13 protein-coding genes and 1 pseudogene are annotated in these 22,109 nt (G+C 61.2%); 4 read left to right on the top strand and 10 right to left on the bottom strand.

The genetic code is table 11. The annotated features are described in order from the left end of the window. Positions 1–261 precede the first annotated feature (261 nt). Together Aco03nite_RS41290 and Aco03nite_RS41285 are read left to right on the top strand one after the other, a co-directional pair. Positions 262–432 carry a hypothetical protein gene (locus Aco03nite_RS41290; RefSeq protein WP_203806432.1) on the top strand — a complete coding sequence of 57 codons (171 nt, stop codon included), beginning with the start codon at positions 262–264 and terminating at the stop codon, positions 430–432. Positions 433–1,021: 589 nt separating this feature from the next. Next, positions 1,022–1,369: a GIY-YIG nuclease family protein gene (locus tag Aco03nite_RS41285; RefSeq protein WP_203806430.1), complete on the top strand. Its 348-nt coding sequence runs from the start codon at positions 1,022–1,024 to the stop codon at positions 1,367–1,369. A 322-nt stretch (positions 1,370–1,691) separates the two neighbouring features. Here Aco03nite_RS41285 and Aco03nite_RS41280 read toward each other — a convergent pair whose 3' ends face one another. After that, positions 1,692–2,141, bottom strand: coding sequence for a hypothetical protein (locus Aco03nite_RS41280; RefSeq protein ID WP_203806428.1), 450 nt, complete (start codon positions 2,139–2,141; stop codon positions 1,692–1,694). Between the two features lie 286 nt (positions 2,142–2,427). Between Aco03nite_RS41280 and Aco03nite_RS41275 the strand changes: the two genes are divergently transcribed. Further along, entirely contained in the window at positions 2,428–5,589 is a 3,162-nt protein-coding gene (locus Aco03nite_RS41275; RefSeq protein WP_203806426.1) for a tetratricopeptide repeat protein, read from the top strand. A gap of 318 nt (positions 5,590–5,907) precedes the next feature. Here the strand turns inward: Aco03nite_RS41275 and Aco03nite_RS41270 are convergent, their stop codons facing one another. The 3 genes from Aco03nite_RS41270 to Aco03nite_RS41255 all read right to left on the bottom strand — a co-directional run bounded on the left by Aco03nite_RS41270 (position 5,908) and on the right by Aco03nite_RS41255 (position 13,629). Further along, on the bottom strand, positions 5,908–7,815 hold the full coding sequence (locus tag Aco03nite_RS41270) for an AIPR family protein (protein ID WP_203806424.1): 1,908 nt from the start codon (positions 7,813–7,815) through the stop codon (positions 5,908–5,910). A gap of 587 nt (positions 7,816–8,402) precedes the next feature. Continuing rightward, complete coding sequence (locus Aco03nite_RS41265; RefSeq protein ID WP_203806422.1) at positions 8,403–11,450, bottom strand: type I restriction endonuclease subunit R; 3,048 nt, start codon at positions 11,448–11,450, stop codon at positions 8,403–8,405. A gap of 4 nt (positions 11,451–11,454) precedes the next feature. Continuing rightward, a complete protein-coding gene (locus Aco03nite_RS41255) occupies positions 11,455–13,629 on the bottom strand; it encodes a type I restriction-modification system subunit M (RefSeq protein ID WP_239145873.1) in 2,175 nt (724 codons plus the stop codon). A 29-nt stretch (positions 13,630–13,658) separates the two neighbouring features. Here Aco03nite_RS41255 and Aco03nite_RS54895 point away from each other — a divergent pair. After that, positions 13,659–13,997 (top strand): annotated as a pseudogene (locus tag Aco03nite_RS54895) (NAD(P)H-hydrate epimerase); the annotation flags it as partial. 15 nt (positions 13,998–14,012) lie between these two features. Here Aco03nite_RS54895 and Aco03nite_RS53635 read toward each other — a convergent pair. The 6 genes from Aco03nite_RS53635 to Aco03nite_RS41215 all read right to left on the bottom strand — a co-directional run bounded on the left by Aco03nite_RS53635 (position 14,013) and on the right by Aco03nite_RS41215 (position 22,032). Further along, complete coding sequence (locus tag Aco03nite_RS53635) at positions 14,013–14,447, bottom strand: hypothetical protein (RefSeq protein WP_239145872.1); 435 nt, start codon at positions 14,445–14,447, stop codon at positions 14,013–14,015. A gap of 537 nt (positions 14,448–14,984) precedes the next feature. After that, a complete protein-coding gene (locus tag Aco03nite_RS41235) occupies positions 14,985–15,890 on the bottom strand; it encodes a JmjC domain-containing protein (RefSeq protein ID WP_203806418.1) in 906 nt (301 codons plus the stop codon). Positions 15,891–15,960: 70 nt separating this feature from the next. Next, on the bottom strand, positions 15,961–16,923 hold the full coding sequence (locus Aco03nite_RS41230) for a hypothetical protein (protein WP_203806416.1): 963 nt from the start codon (positions 16,921–16,923) through the stop codon (positions 15,961–15,963). A gap of 119 nt (positions 16,924–17,042) precedes the next feature. Beyond that, positions 17,043–17,840, bottom strand: coding sequence for a thiopeptide-type bacteriocin biosynthesis protein (locus tag Aco03nite_RS41225; protein ID WP_203806414.1), 798 nt, complete (start codon positions 17,838–17,840; stop codon positions 17,043–17,045). A gap of 14 nt (positions 17,841–17,854) precedes the next feature. Continuing rightward, positions 17,855–19,054: a lanthionine synthetase C family protein gene (locus tag Aco03nite_RS41220; protein WP_203806412.1), complete on the bottom strand. Its 1,200-nt coding sequence runs from the start codon at positions 19,052–19,054 to the stop codon at positions 17,855–17,857. Continuing rightward, positions 19,051–22,032 (bottom strand): lantibiotic dehydratase, encoded by a 2,982-nt coding sequence (locus Aco03nite_RS41215; RefSeq protein WP_203806409.1) that lies wholly within the window; start codon positions 22,030–22,032, stop codon positions 19,051–19,053. Before Aco03nite_RS41215 ends, Aco03nite_RS41220 begins: the two co-directional genes overlap by 4 nt. Positions 22,033–22,109 lie beyond the last annotated feature (77 nt).

Genomic DNA, 22,109 nt, shown 5'->3' with positions numbered 1-22,109 from the left:
AGGCCCGGACGCCCACACCTGGGGCCGGGTCGCTCTCGTGCTCCTAGTGGATCTTACGGCACCTTACGGACCGGCGGGCAACGCCGATCACTCGATCGCGTAATGGCGGTCCGGAAGACCGCGCATACGCTGATCTAACAGCACGAATGCTACTCACGGGGAGGCGCTACGGCGCGAGCCAAGATCACTTTTAAGCCGGGCTCGCTGGAAAAGATCGGCCGTCAGGCTGTGGATCGGTTCAACACCCGGATGCAGCCAGTTATGGACAAGGTCTTCGAGGAATGCTCCGGCCGTCCGGTCGATGAGGTGAGGCCGCTCCTCACCCGCCACTGGACGGCCGACGGGGGTAATCCGATCCCGGAACCTCACCTCACGCAGTGGGCGACGGCGATCAGCCAGGGTCAGCGGATCGTTCTCCAGAACGGCGGCTGACAGCCAAACGGACGTTCGCGAACCGGGATGTAGTGACGCACGGTTTCCACGCCCCCTACGTATTGCTTGTGATGTCGTCAGTTCTCGCGTATGCGGCACCGGGCTGATTCGGCCCGGTGCCGCATACAGGCTCGCAAGGTTCCCGTCAGATCGCGGTGTTCACGGCTGTGGGCCCGGGGCCGTCGCCGCCCCCGGGGCCGCCCATGTGGTTGCCGATGGCGACGTGTGGCGCGGGCGTCCGCGTCAGTACCGATATGCGCCAACCACGAATGGTGCCCGTGGCACTGTGGGTCAGAAGCTCCGTCAAGTTGAGGAGTTCCGGTCACCCGCACACCGGGGACATACGAAGATGCGCCCGTGCGCTACAACAATCAGTCATGACGTCCTCCTCCGCATCCGCGGCCCCCGGCACTGCCGGACCGTGCTCCTGGACCACCTCCGCGGTCGGCCCGCACGCCGGCTCTGACAGCGATCACCACCAGGCCCGCATCCACATGCTGCGCGGGCCGCGGGGATGAGGTCGGTCGGAAAGGACCAGGAGCAGATCGCACGGCTCATCGACTGGCATCGGGGCAACCCCAAAGAGGTGATGACCGACCCCGACTACCCACCGTACGACCCACACAACATTCCCGGGGTCTACTTTGTCTACGCCTATCCGCCACGGCGGCCACCGAACGGCGACCCCGAACACTTCAAGATCGGTCAGAGTGGGGATCCGAACACCCGGCTGCCGGCCTTCCGGAACGGGAACCCCGCCTACATGGTCGTGCGGCACGTCATCTACCAGCCGGACGCAGCAGCCCGGCGCGCCCTCGAAACCACCGAGCAGAACCGCTTCAGGCACCTCGACCTGGGCCATGAATGGTTCGAATGGCGGCCCGAGGTCGAGGATTACGTCGCCGGGCTCTGCGCCCAGCGCTGCATTGGATACTGATCCTGCCGGGACGGGCAACGCAAGGACCCGCGTCCCCGCCCGGCCGCCATGCCCGCAGAGGAGACCGCAGTAGCAGTGCCGGGATCACGGTCAGCGCGTCGAGCAGATCCCGGCACGCGTCGAACCCGTACGCGCGGTACCCATTGGGCAACCGCGGCCGGAGCGCACGCCTTCGGTTATGGCACCCGCACCTCGGCGAGTACGTCCCCGTCCTGGGTTCGGGCAGAGATCATCGCGCCAACGTGTTGTTCGCTGCGGCGCTGAGATCAGAGCGATTTCGCGTTGCAGCTACCGGACTCACCCGTCTACTACCAGCTGCTAGCTATTCTTGGAGGTAGGTGACGACTCCGGCCAGCACCTCTCCAGCCGCGAGCGAGGCGTGTAGCTCTTGGTTACGCGTTCGATCGTCATACGAGGCGGCCGCTAATCCATCGGGGGGCCGCACCCCGAGCGCACCGCCGTACAACACAAGGACCGTTCCAGATACTCGCGCTGCGGCCTGCCAACGTGGGTCGATCGCATGCCGGAAGCGGGCCAGTACGGCCCCAGTTGGATCCCGGAGTTCGCAGCGTGGTCCGTCGCGGAACGTCCAGTTGACGGCGCTGGACGGAGTCATGCCCGCCTGTGCCTGGGCAAGGCCCAGCTTGCCAGCGAGCGCCATAGTGAGCGGATAGAGCTGGCCCTCGGACTGTAGGGCCCTGAAGTTGACCACCTCGACCAAAACCACCGGCAGGCCGCCGCCGGCTTCGGACTCGCCCGTGTCGCGAGTCACCGAGCGAGTGTGGGTAAGGGTCGCCATCGTTGGATCGCGCGCCAATAGGAGGCTGCCGTGCGCAGCGGTGTCTGCGAGTGCCCGCCGGACATGGTCCCCCGTATCCATCCCCTCGGTCATTCTCGGTGCCGGCCCGGCATGGCTTTGCTCGGCAGACGTCCGGACCGTTGGTGATGACGAGGATCGTCGCCGCTTTACGGGGCGTTTCCTGCTCTTGGGCACGCGAACTGTCCACCTCGGCCTGTCTGCGGGATCCGACTGCCGCCAGGTTACCTATCATGCCTCTGTGAGGGAGATATCCGCGCCAGGCGCCGATCTATTCCGCGATGCTCGTAACACCGCGCCACCGACCCGCGCCCGATTCGAGTACCAGGACAAATGTGTCGCTCTGCGATGTATTCAGAACCTCACAGGCTCGTCCCCGGTCATCGGTGTCGTGCTGGAGTGGGCCACGGATTACGTCCTGCTGACCGGTGACGGTCGCAAGGAACTGGTCTCGGTAAAGCACCGTGAGCCGGGCCAGGACGACTGGAGTTACGCGGCCCTCAAGAACGAAAACGTGTTCCGCGACCTGCACGACGTGTGGAAGGCGATGGGCGAGTCGGGCACGTACGTGTTCGAGTCGAACCACGGGTTCAGCCGTACCGCAAAGCCATATGTCATCGACGAGATCAATCCGCGGGCCAGCCGCGAGGCTTCGGAAAAGCTAGCCCACGATCTCGCTATCGACGTAGACGAGGCCGGTCGCTTCCTTGATGACTTGCGGCTTCGCAGGGAACCGCTGCCTGATCGGACCACCATCGATGCAGTCGCGATCAGGGATCTGCAGACGGTGATGGCCGAACTCGGCCTGGATCCGATGCGCGCGGAAGACGCGTACCAGGCGATTGTCCGCAGGATGGCCGCTGCGTCGACGCAGCGCCCCGATGCCGCCGCAGCTCGAATCCAGCGGCTGGCGGGTCTCATGCACGACGTCGCATCCCGCACCGGGCCAAGCCTCGATCGGCATTACGTGGCGATCAAGGATCTGCGACGACTGGTCACGGAGATCGGAACAGCCGTTTCACTCGCTCTCGCACCGAAACCCGACCCGCTGTTCGTGGGCCGGGCGCCAGAGATGGACCTGCTTGACCGCTTTCTGTCTCTCGGTTCCGATCAGGAGGTGACGCCAGTCGTACTGACGGGGATGCCGGGAATCGGAAAATCTGCTCTCGCCCGCCAGTACGCGACGGAGCGCGGTGAGGTGGTCTTCGCTCGAGTGGTGCCGGCTGACTCCCGCGCAGCCTTGGCGCAGGGACTGCGCGAGCTGCTGCCCAGCATTCCTCGACGTCTCGACTCCGCGGCGATCGCGGGGAGTCCTTCGACGGGACAGGCACTTGTCCTGCCTGAGGACCCACATCTGCTGTTGATCATCGATGGCGTCACCGATCCCGCCGTGACGGAAGGAATGATTCCCCGGCGGTCACGCACACGTTTCATCATCACCGCGACGCCAACCCATCTCGATGACGCGTTCTCCCACCTACAAGTCGACCCGCTGGGCCAGGAGGAAAGCGTCAACTACCTGCGGTCAATCCTAGCCGATGAAAGCTTCGAAGCGCTGGGACAGGTTGCCGAAGTGCTGGACGGACACCCCCTCGGTCTGGTGCAGGCAGCAAGCTACTGCCGCGCTCAGCACATCTCTGCCTCTGGATTTCTGAAAAGGATGGCGGCGGCACCTGCGCCACTGCTGGAGCGCGGGCGGGCACCGGATCACCCCATAACCACGGCCGTCGCAATTCGTGAGTTCTTCCGGATTGCCGTTGAGGGCGAGCCCGGGGTGTTCCCGCTCGCGACTGTCATGGCCTGCGTCGCCCCCGAGCCTTTGCCCGAAAGCATCTTCGAGCACCAGGTGATCGTCAGGTCTGATGATGACGGACCGTCCCCCGCGGAAACTGCTCTCCTGAGTTTGTCTGACGTCCTGGTCCGGGATCAAGCCATCGCAGCCTTACACCAGTTCAGCCTGGTGATCCGCAACGCCGAGATGCTTCACGCCCATACGCTCGTTCAGACAGTCGTCAGAGACGAGATTCCCGTCCAGGACCGTCCCGCGTGGGCGCGGGCTTGTCTAGTGCTCCTGCTGCACGGCGCCCGCGCCATCAAGGACCAAGACGAAGACGACGGCGAAGATGAGGCATTGGCTGCCAATCGAGCAGCCATCTTCGGATCCCACATCGCCGTAGCCGTTGAATATGCCGTCGACACGGAGTCTGACCCATACATCATCTTCGCGGCGCTCGGCTGGCTCGGCCTCTGGCAGATGCGATACGGCGAGCTGAGCATCGCCATCGCCTACCTGACCCGCTGCGTCCAAGTCGGCCGAAATATTCCGCTGGCCGTCGACGAATCCAGCGGCGCGCTGCGGCAGCTGGCGAATGCTCAGCGTGCGGCCGGCTTGGTGGATGAAGCCTTGGTCACGGTCGATGCGTGGAGCAGGTTGTACCCCGCCGGCAGTTCTGAGACCCGCGAGGCCCTGCTTGCCCGAGCGCAAACCTATGCATATGCGGCGCGCTATCCCGAAGCCCGAGACGCCTTTGCCGCGGTGACGCTCGCAGATGGTGACCAAGTTCTTGATATCCGCGAACGGATCTTCAGGTTGTCGCTGCTGGCCGACATCAACCGCGGACTCGGATTCAGCAAGGAGGCTCTTGCCGGGGTTACGGCTGCGCTGTCACTCACTCCGGATGTCGTCGACGAGGGCCAGCAACGTGATCATCTCGCCGCGCTACATAAGCAAGCCGGGATCATTTTGCGTGAATCGGGTCGGCTCGAGGAAGCGCTACCTCATCTGCGAGCCGCCTACACCGCCGTCGAGAACCTGCCGGGCGTTTACACTACAGAAATCATCCTCGCCCTGGTGAATGCGCTTCTTGATCTCGGACACTCGGACGAGGCACGCGTACTCGTCGACCAGGGCTTGCTGCTGGCTTCACCACGAGGCGACAACTCATTGGCACGAGGCGGTTTCCTACAGGTGCGTGGCCGGATGGCGCTAGAGGCTGGAGATCCTGATCGGGCTCAAGTCGACCTGGAAGCGGCCATCGCGATACTTCGCACGGGCGGTGACCCCTACCGCGTCAACCTCGACAGTGCATACTTCAACCTCGGCCTGCTCCACCAGACCCAGCACCGCTTCGTCGAAGCTGTCGACTGCCTGAGCAAGGCCCGCGCTCTCGAGATCGAAGTCTATGGGCCAGACAGTAGCGATCTGATTCTCATCGAATTCCAGCTAGCCCAGGCTCATTTCGGCGCGAACGAACATCGCTCAGCCCACACCGCTATCACCCGATGCCTCGAACTCATCCGCGCTGGGCACCCACAGGCGCGCCAGATGCGCGACCAAGTGCTAACCGTAGCGGTCGCTATCGACATGGAGCTCGGCATAGGAATGCTGCAACGGCCGGAATAGGCACCAGTGGCTGGCACCCTGATCAGAGAGCGTCAGGTATGGCTATGACGGTGTCGCTGGCCCCACCCATGACGGCTTGCGGTGGCCCCACCTGAAGCCAACAGAGACGGCTTGAATCGGCCCCACTTCCCGATCTTCACGGCGAGTAATGCCTGGTGAGAACTGGGGCCAGACGAAACCGTCATAGTGGGGATCTTGGGCTCAGGTGGAGCCACTTCAAGTCGCCCCTGGTGGGGCCAACGACACCGTCATAGCCACAGGTACGCAAGCATCCCGAACCAGGGTGTTCGAGTTCGAGGCTTAAGCAAGCCAGGCTATTCACTCGTCCTGCAAGTCACGCCACGCTAGTTCTGCAAGCGTTTCTCCGGACTCGACTGCCCAGCGTGCCGTTCCCTGAACTGCCACCGGATGCTTCCCCCAACCGGCTTGCTCCCACATCTCTATGATGAGACCGGACGGGGAATATTGTTGGCCATCGACCGCCCACAGGATCGGCCTAGAACGGTGAGGAACCCATGTGGCCTTCGACCGTCGAGAATCCTGCAACAGCCAGGGTTGCATAGCCGACACTTCAGTCGCATTGAGAATTACCAATCCCAATGCCGCCCCTTCTTCCAACAGCCCTCGGTCAATAATAACTGACACGGCATTGGGTCGGCGCTTTCTCCTAGTGGGAGGAACGCGGCGATACTTGCTCCGCGCACCGCCATCACTCGGAACGCTTCCGGATAGAATGCTCTGGGTGATCTCGCGGCAGCGGTCAACATCCGCGCAAACTGACCGAATCTGCGAACGGTCCGAGTAGAGGTTATCAATGACCGAAGCAACCAGAGGCAACAGGTCTTCCAGCAATGCGCCGACCTGATCTCTTGCCCGAGCAATCCATTCGAGCGTAGGGTCGGGCTCGTCAATAGCCTCTGTGTCGAGTCGCTGGAATGTCAGGTGCGCAAGTAGATAGACCCCATGGTCTATCAGTGCGGCTCCACGGCCCTCGAAACGAGGACGGAGGTCATGAAGGGTTCGCCGCACCTCTCGAAGAACCTGCACAGCGTTCCAGAGGAGATATACTCCCGGCTGCGGCCGGAAAAGGATATCGTAAATCCCTTGCGTCCCTCGTTCCCACAACACATCCAGCGTTGTCGCGAGACGCGCAGCATATTGACTATCAGGGTGAGCGCAAGCCAGAGCGCAAGCGGCCTCGACGACGGAGCATCCGGTGTCGGGCTCCGGTTCCAACTCTCCGCGGCGAACACTGTAGTCGAGCCCGAGTTCGGCGCGCATCTCCTCTAGAATTGCGGCTTGCACAGGATCCAAAGCTATGAAGTCTCGCGACTCCACCCGGTTCTGCCGGTTAGTGGCCTGCGTAGTCTGCTTGGCGAAATCGGTTGCTTTTCCAGTCACAATGATGCGCACGCCAACCTGGGCTGACGCGGCCTCTTCATCTTCCGCGACAGCTTGAGCCACAGACCTTACGGTCTGCGCACCGTTCACAACGCTTGCATTCTTCAAGGTTAGTCGAAGCGGCCGAGACTGCGGCGAACGCATCGACTGCTGCACCCGCTCAGCCGACTCACAGAGGATCGTAACGCCGTTATTAAAGTACCAGAAGTTTGCTGGCTCCTCAGTTAAGGTTTCTATCATCTCATTATTGATAGGTGTACGACCGAGAGGATTACGGATATTCAAATGGAAAAGATTGGATCCTTGCTCTACCCAATCGGCCACCTGATCCGCCTGCACTACCCCCTGGTACGACTCATATGGAACAGAGACAGGAAACCAAGGAAAGATTTCTGCTTCCAGATCAACTGGCTGTGGCGCCATGTCCTCACGCACTGAAGCCCATACGTCTTGAGAAAGAAGGATGCGGTTGTCCAGCACTGCGCCATGACGGTTGAATTCGTTCTCGCCACCCTCGATCGCAGCCAGAAAGCCGGCGGTCACTGGTTCCGCGCGCATCAGGACGATAACCTGCGTCACAGGAACTGGCCCGCTGGACATCACCGTCTTTGCAAGCTCAGCAAGGGGTCGGCCACGCAAGTTGAACGGAACGAAATCCTCATCGTCAATTAATCGAAGCCCGGCGAGCAGCTCCATCACAGCCGACCGATCGGAACTGGCCCTTCCGTTCTTACTCCACTTAGCTTGAACTAGATAGACGTGAGGGTGGGGTCCTTCAACGACTGCGATCGCGTCAATCCCTTGATCGCCGTCGCCGTCGATCACGACGCTAGCGGCATCCCGTGCCCCCCACCCGGTAACCATTCGCACCGCTTGCGCCGCAAGAGCACGCGAAATCTCTCGCGGCGCTCTTTCGTCCTGCGGTTTATCCTCTAGGTCAGCGAGATCCAGCAGGCCCGACTCAACATAGACGGCCCGAAGCGCGGATTCCACCTGCCGCACCTGAAGAGCCGTGTCGCCGTAGCCGGGTCTACGTCTAGCTGAACTCATAGAAGATCCCCTTCACCTATAACCGCCGGCCTGAACCTCCAACCAGGCCTCCATCCTATGCAGAAAGGTGCTTAAGAGAACACCCGCCGAGGAGCGCGCTCAGAAGAACCCGACGCTCCTGCCCACAAGCCTGCATGACCCAGCCGGGCCCGCCACCATGAGGACGATCCGGAGACGATTGCTGGGCGATCTTTCCTGAAAGGCGAGAGTATTTTCGGGCTCTTCATTGGCAGAATCCCGCTAGGCCCGCCTCAGAATTCGGCGGCCCTGACCCCCTGAACGCCGCCAGCCCGTCAGTGAACCTCTCAGCTTTTCGCAAACTACCATCCGATATCCGCCAACGCCATCACCACAACCGCGCGCTATTCTTCCACCTCTGGGACCGTTAGCTGAGCGAAGCGCTCGAAGAATGTACTGAGCTTAGCTAGAACGCGCTGCTTCTTATCTCCATGGCCGCCGTCTGGCGAAAAACGGGACACAGCCGGAAGCACTGTCGTGATTGCGGTGCCAGCGGTTGGGATGCGGCCAGCGCGGAACGCAGCTGCCATAAACACGCGAGTTTGCTCTTGCCGAAGGCCTTCAGACTGGATGATTTCTTCAAGCTCAGCCTCGCGTCGAGCACTCACATAGTCCCGCCACTCCTCATCGACATCCCCAGATGCAGATACGGATTCGACGAAAGCCACAATCAGGTCTTTTTTGTTGCGCAGGCTCGGACTGGCATCGATGGAACGTGAAATGTTGGCTCGAATCTCCAGGTCCTCTCCATCGCCCCGTGCCTCGCGACGCTTTTGAACAAGCATCAGGATGTAGTCGATATTTATCTCCACTTGCCTGATCAACTCGATCTCAAAAACTACATCTTCAACAATTTGCTCCTTCTCCGAATTCCTTTCCCGGCGATATTCAGCGTAGAGGTCCAAGTAAATGCTCAGGTAATCTTGGCGCTGACGTTCGGTAAGGATCTCGTGCCCGACGAATTCGTCGAAGGCGGTTAAAATATTTAGAAGACGGAGGATCTGGCCGAGCAGGACGATAAACTGTTTTTGCGCAGACTCCCCCACGATCGGCCTACCCAGCGGATACCGAGTGAGTAACTCAGAAACCTTCTCGGCGTATACATCGCGATAATCACTGTAAGGCTTTAGCAGGACCCTCCCTCGAGCCTCTCTGTTTCCGAAAAGCGCGATCGCGTCGTCGGTTTCATTCTTAAGATCGCGGAAGCTAACGATGTTGCCGTAGACTTTGATTGAGTTAAGAATTCGATTGGTTCGCGAGTATGCCTGAAGCAGTCCGTGACTACGCAGATTCTTGTCGACGAAGAGCGTGTTGAGAGTGGTCGCATCAAAGCCGGTCAGGAACATATTCACGACAATGACGAGGTCAATTTCACGCTTCTTGATACGCAGAGAAAGATCCTTGTAGTAATTCTGGAAGTTGTCAGCTGAAGTATCAAAATTCGTCTCGAACATGGCATTGTAGTCACGGATGGCGGCTTCAAGAAAGTCACGCGAAGACCGGTCAAGGCTACTAGCCTCAAAATCCTCGTCGTCGAATAGGTCTTCGACGACAGCTTCGTTGGCAGCGTAGGAAAATATTACGCCAATCTTGATTCGGCGCTCAGCAGGGAGAAGTTCTTGCTGACTCTTAAAGATTGTGTAGTACAGTTTAGCAGCCTCAATGGAGGCGGTAGCAAATAGTGCGTTAAAGCCGCGCACTCGACGTTCGCCCAGCGCATAGTACGCGCTTCGCTTAGTCTTCTGATCGAAGTGCTCAAGTACGTAACTCGCGATTTGACGAAGGCGTTCCGGCGCGAGCAACGCTCGCTCAGTGTCAATCGCTGCTACCGGTTTGTCAGCTATCGCCGGCGCCACCTTCATCGTATTAACGTAGTCTACGCGGAAGGGCAGCACATTTTTGTCATTGATTGCATCGATAATCGTATAGGCATGCAGCTTTTCCCCGAAGGCCTGCTCAGTAGTCTTAAGTCTTGGATTGCCGCCGCGGGCGGCATTGTCAGAGAAAATCGGCGTGCCAGTGAATCCAAACAAATTGTATCGTTTGAATGACTTCGTAATTGCGGTATGCATCTCACCGAATTGCGACCGGTGGCACTCATCAAAGATGACGACGACATGGCCACCGTAGATGGCATGGCCTCTGTTTGCGGCGATGAATTTTGAGAGTTTTTGAATAGTGGTGATGATGATTCGCGCGTCTGGATCCTCTAGCTGGCGTTTTAGTACCGCCGTAGAGGTATTCGAGTTAGCGGCACCACGCTCGAATCGGTCATACTCGCGCATTGTCTGATAGTCGAGGTCTTTGCGGTCGACTACGAAAAGGACCTTCTCTACGCTCGACAAGCGGCTTGCAAGCTGGGCAGCCTTGAAGCTCGTGAGTGTCTTTCCGGATCCTGTAGTATGCCAGATATAGCCGCCAGAAGTCGTTCCTCCCAGTTGCCTGTAGTTAGTCGAAATCTCGATACGACTCAAGATCCTTTCCGCCGCAACAATCTGATACGGACGCAAGACTAGTAACATCTGGTCAGCTGTTAGCACACAATACTTCGTAAGAATATTGAGTATGGTGTGTCGAGCAAAGAACGTCTGCGTGAACGAGGCAAGGTCTTGGATCGGCTTGTTGGCTGCATCCGCCCACCAAGACGTAAATTCATAAGAGTTGGATGTTTTTTTGGCTCGCCTACGCCCAGCGGCATCTGTTAAGTGCTGATTGCGCGTTGTATTGCTGTAATACTTGGTAAGCGTTCCGTTACTGATTACGAACAGCTGAACATACTCAAAGAGGCCAGACGCGGCCCAGAAGCTGTCCCGCTGGTAACGATCTATCTGATTGAACGCCTCACGGATGTCGACACCGCGACGCTTGAGTTCGACGTGGACCATCGGCAAACCGTTGACCAGGATTGTCACATCGTACCGATTTGCACGCCTCGCTCCGCCTTCGCCCTTGTCGATTTCGTACTGATTGACAATCTGTAGACGATTGTTGTGAACATTCTGCTTGTCGATTAGCGCGATGTTCTTGGTCCTACCGTCATCGCGTCGAAAAGACTGCACGTAATTATCCTGGATTCGTACAGTCTTCTCGACGATTCCCTCATTGGCGCCGGCGATGTTCTCATTAAAGAACCGGCTCCACTCACCGTCATTGAATGCAATGCCATTTAGGGCTTCGATCTGCCCTCGCAGATTTGCAATCAGATCGGCCTCGGCCTTTACTGGGAGATATTCGTAGTTTTGAGATCGCAGAAGCTTGATGAAGTCCTGTTCAAGTGCTGCTTCGGATTGGTAGGCCGTGGCCGCTGAAATTTCTGGGACAAATTCGGCGATGACCGTACTCTCCGCGCTCACTGTGATGGTCTCGTAGTTGGACACCGGCAGGCCAGTCACTTGGCTACTCCCTGAAGGTCAGCATACGATCGCGGTAATGTTGGTACTGATTGCGACGGGCGATTTGTTCGGTTTGCAAGGCAGCCGAAAGTTCACTCGTCAGCATTTCAAGCCTATCGAGCCTGTCCACAATCCGGTCCTGCTCCGCTGGTGACGGCACAGGGATGGAGATCTTAGCGAGCCCAGCGCTAGAGAGACGCTTCACCTTCGCGCGGGCGACGTGCTTAGCTTTTTCAGCGTTGAACGCTTCAGTTCGGAAGTAGTAAGCAACAAACTTTGGGTTCAGTCTGTTGGACCTAAAAACGAAACAATCGTCGTGAATGGCCACGTCCGTTGCACCTAACCAGGCTACCGCCTTTCCAACGTCCTCGACTGTCTCCCCTACCGCAGCGATCACCACGTCGCCGGGCTTCGCATAGCGCAATTGCGGAGCAAGCTCATTGCGTACGTGGGAGAGCGTCTCGGCCGCAGCGATTCCATAATGGGTGTAGATTTCGCCGTAGTGGATACTTGGGATTCCGTCTTCGACTACGTCATTCTTGGTGAACCGACGGCCACGAATGAAGCTGCCGATAGTTCCCATTGGCAGCTGTTGAGCCCCTGAAAACAGAGCGTCTTCCGCTTCCAGGTCGGTAATGATCTCGTCGATTTTGGCACGCAGCTGTAGCTGCTGTTCCACGATGTCTTGGACATCCGAGTTCAGTGTGTCGATTTCGACGGTCACTCGGGTGTTTTCGGGCTCGACGAAAGAAGTAACAGAGATTATGTAGCTGTTTTCAGCAACCTCCTTGTTCGGCACCAACCGAGCGAAGTGGTCGATGTCCTCGCGTGCGACGTAGGCACCGAGGATCTTTTCTAGGTGCTGGGGCAGGAGTTTGTTTTTATTGCCGGCCCGCGCGAATTCAGCGGAGGCATCGACGAATAGAATTGAGTTATCACGCTTTGATTTTTTCAGAACAATTACGCAGGTTGCGATTGTAACGCCGAAGAATAAATCTGGCGGCAGCTGAATTACTGCGTCGATGTAATTGTTGTCCACCAAGTAGCTTCGGATTTTTTGCTCTGCGCCCCCGCGGTACAGCACGCCGGGGAACTCGACGATGGCAGCGGTGCCGTCAGCCGCCAACCAGCTAAGCATATGCATTGTAAATGCTAGATCAGCCTTGCTCTTAGGTGCTAGGACACCCGCCGGAGCAAATCGTGGATCGTTGATAAGGAGCGCGTTACTGTCGCCTTCCCATCTGATTGAGTACGGGGGATTAGAGACAATCGCCTCGAACGGCTCTTCGTCCCAATGGGCTGGATCCACCAGGGTGTCCCCATGCGCAATACTGAATTTCTCGTAGTTGATGTCATGAAGGAACATATTGATTCGGGCTAGGTTATACGTGGTCAGGTTGATTTCCTGCCCGTAGAAGCCCTGTCGCACATTTTCTTTGCCTAGTACCTTCGCGAACTTCAGGAGGAGAGAGCCTGAACCACAAGCAGGATCATAAACTTTATTTACTGATTTTTTTCCTACTACAGTAATCCGCGCCAGTAGCTCGCTTACTTCCTGTGGCGTGAAGAACTCGCCACCCGACTTCCCCGCACTTGACGCATACATCGTCATCAGGTATTCGTAAGCGTCGCCGAAAGCATCGATCGTATGGTTGGAGAAGCTTCCCAGGTTAAGATCGCCGATTGCGTACAGCAGCTTGACGAGCTTGTCATTTCGCTTTGCGACCGTGGGGCCAAGCTTCGGCGAGTTAACATCGAGGTCGGCGAACAGATCTTTTAGGGCGTCTTCGGAGTCGGTGCCCAGCGCTGAGCCCTCGATGTCACGAAAGACGTTTTCGAGCGTTTCGTTGAGATCTTTGTCGCTAGCTGCACTCTTTCGGACATTGACGAATAGCTCGCTGGGAAGAATGTAGAACCCTTTTTCGGCAACTGTCTCTTTGCGGCCGAGTTCGGCTTCCTCATCACCAAGAGCGGAGTAGTCGAATTTCGGGTTTCCCGCTCGATGTTCGCCTTCGTCGATGTAGGCAGTCAAATTTTCAGATATGAAACGATAGAACAGGATTCCGAGAACATAGCTCTTGAAGTCCCAGCCATCGACGGAACCGCGCAGGTCGGTCGCAATACGCCAGATCGCCCTATGTAGCTCAGCGCGCTGCGCTTCCTTCGTAGTGGGGGCCATGCTTTTCTCCTTCGCGCAATCTGCGCGTGATGGTAGATGAATCCTACGTCCGGCCCAACGTAGTCCCCGCACACAGTCGTGCATCGTGTCCACGCCGTGGGTTGGGGAAGACTGTCACACGACTCCAGCAGCATCCCATCGGGGCTTCCAACTCTGGCCTGAACGTCCCCTACGGGATGGGTCACTGGGCTCACCGCCTAGTCGCCGGCATTCTCGAGGCCGCTGACCTGCTGATCGACGGAATCGCCGGACTGAGTGGGCAACCCGGACTGCAGAACTACGCGCTGCGTATGGTCGAGGCGATACCGCCGGAAACGATCGTCGTTGCGGCAGATTTTCCGACCGGAGTCGATCCTCGGACAGGCGAGACATCCGGGCCTCACTTAACGGCGGATGTGACGGTTGCTTTCGGCATGGTCCACCCCTGCCTCCTCCTGCCACCCGCAACGCATGCCGTCGGCCGGGTCGTCCTCGCCGACGTCGGCACTCAGGCCGCGGTTGACGGTGAACCTGAAGTACTTCGGCTCACCGATCAGGGCGCCGCTCTCCGTTGGCCGGTACTGCCACAGGTTGCCCACAAATACCTCCGCGGTGTCCTCGGGGTCGTCGCGGGCTCGGCCACGTACCCCGGCGCAGCGGTTCTCGCCGTCGCGGGCGCGATCTGGGCTGGCGTCGGTGTCGTCCGATATATCGGTGCCGAGAAGGTGACGACGCAGGTGCTTACTGCCCGCCCCGGAGGCGGTCCCGGGTATCGGCCGGGTGCAGGCCTGGTTACTCGGCTCGGGCGTCGAAGACGACCCGGTCCAGGACGATGCCATCGAGACCGCACTGGCATCCGGCCTCCCCTGTGTCGTCAATGCCGGCGCCCTCGAAGCCCGTGTCTGGCACACGTGGAAGGCTCGCGGGCCGCACCGGCGGAGACAGTCCTGCTGACGCCCCGGTCCAGGTGCTCATCCATCTCGCCGGGCACGTGCTCCGCGATGAAGTAGGGCACCCGGCCCGTGCGTACAAGCCGGGTAGCCAGCGACTGATGACCCGAGGCTGCCTCCATGCAGCAAGCCGTTGCGATGGCATTCGTGTCGAATACCGCAACGAGCTGTGGCTCCCCAGTTACGCGCATCAGGTCAGGCCGGAGCGCCATGACAAAGGGACCTCCCGGACCCCTTGAGCAGGGACAAGCACGGCGGGCTGTGCCCAGCTCGCACCGGGCCACTGACGATCTCCAAGGTCCACCTGATCAGCCTGGCAGAAGGGTCCGACAACATTCTTCCGATTTCCGGCCATCATCCAGCTTCAGCGGACGCCGCCACGTCCGGGCCAGGAGATACTTCTCGACGTAACGCTCCCACGGTGGCCTAAACGATGTCTTGGTCAACTTCCGTCACGGCGAAGGTCCTTAGGAGGTGGGCGAAGTCGTTGGAGTCGAGGTCGTTCAGATGCTGGACAAGCCTCTCGCGCGTGCGGTCAACGCAGTCAGCCAGAGTCCTTGACGCCAGGTCAGCTGCGGATATCGACCGACGGAACGCCTGATCGTTGATGACAGTGGCTGTCAGTTTTTCGGTGATCCAGAATGGTGTTCGCTCTTTGATGACAACTGTAATGTGGACACTCTCGTCTGCTCCCGAGTTGTACGGGTTATGGACCCAGCCTCTCGGCAGGACAAGGACCTCGTGTGAGACGAGATCGAAGGACAAATCGGGTCCATTGGCGGTCCACTCCTCGATCCAGTGGTCCTGCCAGGTCTGGACGGCGGTGAGGTGGGCTCGGGTGGGGTCGATGACCTTCGGCTTCCAGATGTCCCACGTCTTGGTGCCCGCGAGTTGGATGACGATGCTGAGATACGGATCCCAGTGATGTTGGAGCCCTTGCTGGCCGGCTGGCGTGACGAAGGCGGATACATAGTTGGTGCAGCCGGTCTGGGTCTGGATCGATCGGGTCAGGGCGGCCATCGCCGGAATCCAGCGTTCGAGGTGCCGCAGTTGAACAGTGTCGCCGCGGTCGCGCCACCTTCTCAGCTTCACGGGGTCGAGCCGGTCGTTAGTGGTGAACATGCGTGGGTGACGGGTCTGGTCGTTCTTGATGACGTTCACCTCGACTGGCGGATAGCAACCGGTGTCGAGGATCCGGAGGATTGTGTTGGCGTTGATGCTGTGGGTCAGTGTCTGCCCGCCAGCCGGGAGAGGAAGCACTTGGGGTTTGTCCGGCCAGGCGTGCATGAACTCCTCAGCGGTACGCGAGTCCAGCAGCATTTCGAGCACCATTGTTTCTCCTCGGGAGTCGCCGGGACCGATACGGTCGAGTCGCGTTTGCGTTGTCGAGTGGGTTGACGGACTACACCGGGACCGGTGGCAACCGTCGTCCGTGAGCCGCGATGACCCGTTCTGCGATGGCTAGTGCCTTGTCGAGCGACGTCATATGGGTTGTGGAGATGCTTCCGCGTGCGAGCCCGCAGGCGGACATCAGGTCGGATAGTTGGCGTATCTGTCCGGCAGGAGCGTCGTCGAGGCAGTGAGGGTGGGCCAGGAGTTCCCGGGCTGCGTAGCCGTCGCGGGCTGCCCGGTGGATCAGGCGCACCACGATCCGATTCCGGGCGGCATCCCGGCGATCGAGAGCATCGATGATGCTGAGCCCGAGCCTGGTGTGCAGTACGGTGAGCCCTGCTTCGGCGTAACCGAGTTTCTGGAATGTGTTCAGCGCGGTGGCTGTCACGTTCACCGGTCCGGCGGCGGGCACGTGGAGGGCCAGACAGGCGGTGACGGCGTTTTCCCACGGTTCGCCGGGTTGGGTCGCGGCGAGCATGGCGCGGGCCTTGTGGCTGCGGCCTGCCAGGACGTGGGCGATGACCGCGACTTGTCTGCCGTCCAGCATTCGAACGCCGATCCCCCTGTACTGGCGGAGGCGCTCGCTGGCTTCGTCCCATCGGCCGGCAGCGGCCAGAGCGTGAGCTCCGGTGCCCAGCAGGACCGTCCAGAGCCACTGACGTGTCTCGGTGTACGCCGTGGGCGTCTCGGTCAGCCGGGCTATGGGGATGGTGATGCCGTCGATCGTGATGTCGGTGCGCGAATCGACGGCTCGGAATAGGTCTTCCAGCAGCTTCCAGGCGGAGAGGCCGTCGCCTGCCCGGATGTGGAGGCGGGCGAGGTTGACTATGGGTTCGAGCGCGTGCTTCGGCTCACTGTCGTGATCGAGCGCGCTGGCGGCCAACCGGTGGCACCAGGTTCGCGCCAGGTCGGGTATACCGCAATCGGATGCCAGGAGGGCGGCGAGGTTGAACACGGCGGTCGCTGCTGCCACGTCGCAGAGTTCTCGAGCATGCTCCGCACGGTCGTCAAGATCGGCTACGCGTTGGTCCAAGGGTGTGCACGGCGGCCGGGTCCGGGCGATGAGTGGAAACCGGCGGGCGACTTCCGGGGTCATGACGCGCTGCACGGTATAGGAACGGCGGGCGTGGGGTCGGGGCCGAAGACGACGGTCTTGGCGGCTTCGGCAAGGGCTGCTTGGTGTAGGCCCGGGATGCTGCGCCGGTTCCACGCGAAGATCACGTGGTGGGCGAGGATGTCTCGAAGTCCGCGGTGTAGCCGACCGGCTTGTTTGAGGTGATGAAGGATTCGTCCCGCCGACGCGTACGCCTCGATCAGGGTTGGGTAGCTGGCGAACGTGAGGGTGGCCGAGTCGACGGTGAGGAGCCGCTCTACCGCGGCCAGGTGCGACGAGGCCAAACCGCGAGGCGGCTGATCACGGCGGTCCGCGACTCGTGCCCAAACGTCGCCTTGTTCGTACCAGTCGAGGACTGCGGCTCGCATCATCACCGCGAGGAGCATGATCGACGTCTCCCGATGACGAGTGGGGACGGTGCCTTCGCCCAGGAGGAGGTGGCGGCTGTCGTGGTGCCAGAGCCGGTGGGCTACCTGCATGGCCTCGGCGCCACCGAAGGCGTGGCTTTCCGGTTCGTAGATGCCCGGGACCATGCGGAGCACGTACTGGTTACGTACGAGTCGTTCCAGCTCGTTTGTCACGTATTGGTCTGCGGCGGCTGCTGAAGGTGCGTACCGCAGGTGCCAGGCGTCTTTCCGTACGTAGAACCATGTGGTGATGATCTGGCAGCGTTCGGCTTCGGCCATGATCGGCGCGAGATGATTCCTGGCTGTCTGCTCGGCGTTGCTCGGGTCGGGAAAGGTGATCGTGGCCTGTCGCCACTCGGGTGTCGTCATCGGTGGTGTCCTGCTCAGCTGAGGGCGAGGAAGGTGTCCCAGTCGGTGGCCGGGGTGCCTCTGGTGGCGGTGTGAAGTGCCAGCGCGGCGCCGGCCGTACCGTCCAGCAACTCGGGGATGTCGCCTTCGTCTGCGGAGAGCAGACTGGCGAGTTCGGCAGCGAGGCTGGGGATGGATGCGTACAGGACGGTGTTGGTGGTCGCCATGCGGCAGGCGGATTGAAGTAGACCGGCTTTGCCGTGGCAGAGGCCGATTCCGTCGAGTCGGTCCCGCTGCGTCTTGTCGTGGAGTACGGCGAGCATTGCGTTCTCCGCGTGCTGTCGGCGGGTGGCGTCGTTCTGGGCGATGCCCGCGAGTTGTTGGGCTCGGGCGATACCCGCCGTGCCGTAGCACCATGACGGTCGGTGCCGAGTCGGGTCGACGCCCGGACTGACATGTCCGGGCCACCAGGCTCCCGAGCCGTTGCCGTGGCGATGCGAGTCCGTCCAGCGGGTGAGCGTAGCCAGGGCATCGTTCGCTGCGGGTGTGTCGTGGCCGTGGAGGATGGCGTAGGCGAGCAGGAAGATAACTGCGCTGATGCCGTGGGCGGTGCCGAGGTTGCCGTGACCTTCGGGAAATCTCGGGTCGGGGGTACCGGCCAGACCGGAGGATAGCCACCACGGTGGTGTTCCACGGTCGTCGCCAAGCGGTTCGGTGATCCGTGTGAGGTAGTCGATCACCTCGCCGCTGAGCCAGTGGTCGGGGTGCGCGTGCAGGAGATAGAGCCCGAACCCGGTCAGGCCGTGGACCAGGTCGAACTCGTACATGGGCAGTGGTTCGCGTCTGTCCATGCGGTCATGTGCGGAGGCGAGCCGCTGGCGGGTGAGCCTGATCGTGGCGTCCACGAGTTCGGCGTGAGCGCGGCGGTATCCGCCAAGTTCTCGGGCGGTGTGCAGCATGAACGCCAGTGTGGGTGCCCCGTTGAAGGGGTCGGCGTTGCGGCCGATGCTGATCGGTTCGCTGATCGCGGCACGGATCCAGCGGTGGGCGAGGGCTTCGTCGCCTTGCCCGGACACTGCTCGCTCGACGTGCAGCAGGGCGATGCCGGCAGCGCCTCCTGCGAGGGATTGCGGCCGGGTGCGTCCGTCGAGCGACGCGCCAATGACGGCAGGGGCGGCGAGCTTGTTGCAGACCTCGGTGAGCAGGTCGGCCGGGTTGATGGTTGCGGTGGTCACGGGGCACTCCTTGTCGTCCAGCTCAGTGCGGCGGCACGAGCGAGGTGGAGGCAGATCCGTTCGTTGTCGAGGTCGAGTCCAGCAACGCGGACGTGGTGGAGATGGAGCAGATCGGGCAGCAACTCGACCGGTGGTACCGAGCTGAGGCCAGGCATGTCGTTGCGCCAGGCGGCCAGGGCGCGTCGGCGTTCGGTCCACCGGTCGATCAAGGTCATGCCTCCGGGCAGCAAGGCCAAGGCAGATTGGTCGTACGGGTTGGCTAAGAGAACCGCCTGGTCATAGATGTGCCGTGGGGGTGCCGGGCGGTGTGTCCGTGTGTGGGTGATCAGCCATCGCAACGCGTCGGCCGGGTCGCCGACGACCGCTGTGACGATGTCGACCATGCTTGCGGCGGCCAACGCTTGCCCGCTCGACGAGGTTCGATGCCCGGCGATGGCCTGTTGAGCGAGCACGGCGACGGAGTCGGCCATGAAGACGTTGGTTGTCGCGCGGTAGGCGTCCAGGCTGCCGAAACGGCCGGGCTCGCCGAAGTCGGTGTCCCATTGGATTCGGCGGGTCAGGTCGGCCTCGATCAGCGTCTGTGTCCAGTCGCTGACGGCATCGGTGGGCAGTCCGATGATGCGTAGGCGCAGGTGCGGCTCGGGGTCGGCGTGCCGGAGGAACCACCACGTTCCCGTGGCCGGAACCTCGGTGAGCAGCCGCGGTATGTGGGTATCGAGGATGGTGCTCTGTTCCGTCGGCCGGGCGTAAATCTTCAAGTAGAGGTGTTGGCTGTTGGGCGGACGGCCGTGGTCGCGGATCGGCGGGCTGGCGATACGGGGTGCTGCTGGTCTCGGTGTGGTGGAGGTCAGCGGGATGACGATCTCGTGGCTGCGGCCTTCCAACCAGGCGCCGGCGGCGGGGACGAGGCGCAGCAACGCGGTGGTGTTGCGGGTGAGATGGTCGCGGAGCAGAGCACGGTGTGCGAGTTCGTTCAGATCGAGTCCGAGGGCCTGGTCACCGGTGCCAAGGGAGACGGCCGAAGGGCATCCGGTGTACTTCAGCCATACGGAGAGCGCTTCTTCCCACCGCTCCCGCGTGCTGTTCCGATCAGGTAGTTCGGTAGCGTTCAAGATCCATCGGGCAGGGCTGAGGAGGGTACGGCCGTACCGGAGTCCTGGTAGGAACGGCAAGCCTCGGGCGGCTGGCCCCCACTCCACCGGTGAACAGGGAGCCGAGAAGGCCACCGGCGCCTCAGATAGGAAGCGGGCTAGCGGGTGTGCGTGCCGCACTGGTTCGACCGTGTTGACCGCGACGGGCCGAATGGCCTGCTGACGGGAGATCGAGACCAGGTAGAGGCGGTGCCTGTCGGCGGTGACGGCAATGTCGTCCAAGCCCAAGACTGCTTGTGACTTCGGGTGATGCTCACCGACGGGTATCAGGTGCGGGAGAGTTTGGGCGACGCGGTTGACATCCAGGCTGACGGTGTAGCGGGTGACGGCGGACAGTTGGGCCAGCAGCGCTCCGGTGCTGGATGGCGGGCTCTCGGCGATCCGGTCGGTCACCTGTTGCCTTGTGGCCTCGTCGAACAGGTCGAGGAATCTGCCGGCAGTGGAGAAGGCTGGACTGGATGCCCGTACGACCGAAAGTTGGAAGTTGCCGTTTCCGATGTCTTGGAGAGAGCCCGCGTGGACTCGCACGGTGAGTTCGGCCGTCGGCGAGATCTCCGTCGGTACCGGGCCGGCCAGCTTCTCCAAGGCCGCGTCGTCAAGGACGATCTCGTGCTGGCCGCGGAGCGCAGCGGCCTGGGCCAAGACGATCAACCGCTGGTCCCGGTCTGTCACCACAGGTACGGCCTCGGCTGGCTCGCCGGAGAAGCCGTCTGGGTATCCAACACCGATCCGATCGTCAACGACGTCAAGGACCGGGACGAGGGCGTGCAGGCCGTACCTATCGAGAAAGCGTTTGTGCCACTCCCGCCAACTGGCCGACGGCTGGCGGGCGAGACGAGTCAGCGCTGAGGCCGCACGGCATGCTTCGGCCGTAACCGTCGTCGGGACCACGAGGTCGCAGTCCAGCCGGAGGTCAAGTCCGACCGCCGGGTCGGGAACAATCGCGGCGAGAGATTCACGAAGATCCCCAAGCAGAGCTTCCGCGACGGCCAAGTCCGGTGCGCCGTCGTATTGGGACTTGAGGCTTTGAGCGGCCTTCAGGTGATCCAGGAGCGGGATGTCGCTGGCCTGCTCCGTCTGGCCGAGGACGTACGCCAGCGGGTCAGTCGCGGTCGACGGCGGGCGCAGATTGGTCAGCAGCAGGCGTTGCGAGATCATCTGGTTGATCAGCCGCTCTGCGCCTTCCTGCGGCGTCGTGCCGTTTGCTGTGAGCTTGCCGATCAGGTCGGCCAGCCGGATCGGCTCGTCTGCCAGCGTCAGAACCGCGCGAATGACCTTGTTCGACTTGATCCGTAGGTGGGTCGGCGCGCCCTGTGGGTCTTGGATGGCGGCACGGTACTCCAGGATTACGTCGTCGGCCCGCTCGACCAGCAGGTTGTTCGTGCGCACCATGAGGTGAGGGAGAAGGCGTTCATCGGATTCGAGACGGTCGAGAACCGCGGCTAGCCACGGTGCTTGGATTCGGGCGATCGGCCGATGCGCGCCTCCCCAGCGGAGGTGCCCACCGCGGCTCGCGGTGGCGGGGGCGACGCCCGCGAAAAGGCCGAATGGCGTGGCACGAGTGGTGGCGCGCAGCAGGTACCGCATGACCGCCAACGTGACCGCTCGCACGTCGATCGATTTCCCGCCGTAACGAACGAGATCGGCAATCCGCGCGGCGAGATCAGCCGAAGCATGCGTCACCGCTGCTGTGAAGCCGGGCATCGTCTCCGTCACTTGCCGGAGCCACTCCGCATGGTTGCCGGCTAGATCGGGCCACGCAGGGACCTGATCCGGGCAAAGCAGTGCTGCTCGAAGCATCAGGGCGTCGTCAACGCTCCGGTACATCGCGACCTCCCCAGAGCACGATCTTCGAACGTCGGGTAAGGAACGCCCCGGCCCCGCGAGAGGGCTCGCAGAGCCGA

The sequence above is a fragment of the Actinoplanes couchii genome (genome assembly GCF_016862075.1).
Classification (GTDB): domain Bacteria; phylum Actinomycetota; class Actinomycetes; order Mycobacteriales; family Micromonosporaceae; genus Actinoplanes; species Actinoplanes couchii.
This window is presented reverse-complemented; position numbering and strand designations above follow the sequence as displayed.

Excerpts from the sequence above, each read along its gene's own strand:
- Aco03nite_RS41290 (WP_203806432.1), top strand. The coding sequence starts at position 262 with ATGGACAAGGTCTTCGAGGAATGCTCCGGCCGTCCGGTCGATGAGGTG.
- Aco03nite_RS53635 (WP_239145872.1), bottom strand. The coding sequence starts at position 14,447 with ATGGCATCGTCCTGGACCGGGTCGTCTTCGACGCCCGAGCCGAGTAAC.
- Aco03nite_RS41255 (WP_239145873.1), bottom strand. The coding sequence starts at position 13,629 with ATGGCCCCCACTACGAAGGAAGCGCAGCGCGCTGAGCTACATAGGGCG.
- Aco03nite_RS41285 (WP_203806430.1), top strand. The coding sequence starts at position 1,022 with ATGACCGACCCCGACTACCCACCGTACGACCCACACAACATTCCCGGG.
- Aco03nite_RS41215 (WP_203806409.1), bottom strand. The coding sequence starts at position 22,032 with ATGTACCGGAGCGTTGACGACGCCCTGATGCTTCGAGCAGCACTGCTT.
- Aco03nite_RS41235 (WP_203806418.1), bottom strand. The coding sequence starts at position 15,890 with ATGGTGCTCGAAATGCTGCTGGACTCGCGTACCGCTGAGGAGTTCATG.
- Aco03nite_RS41225 (WP_203806414.1), bottom strand. The coding sequence starts at position 17,840 with ATGACGACACCCGAGTGGCGACAGGCCACGATCACCTTTCCCGACCCG.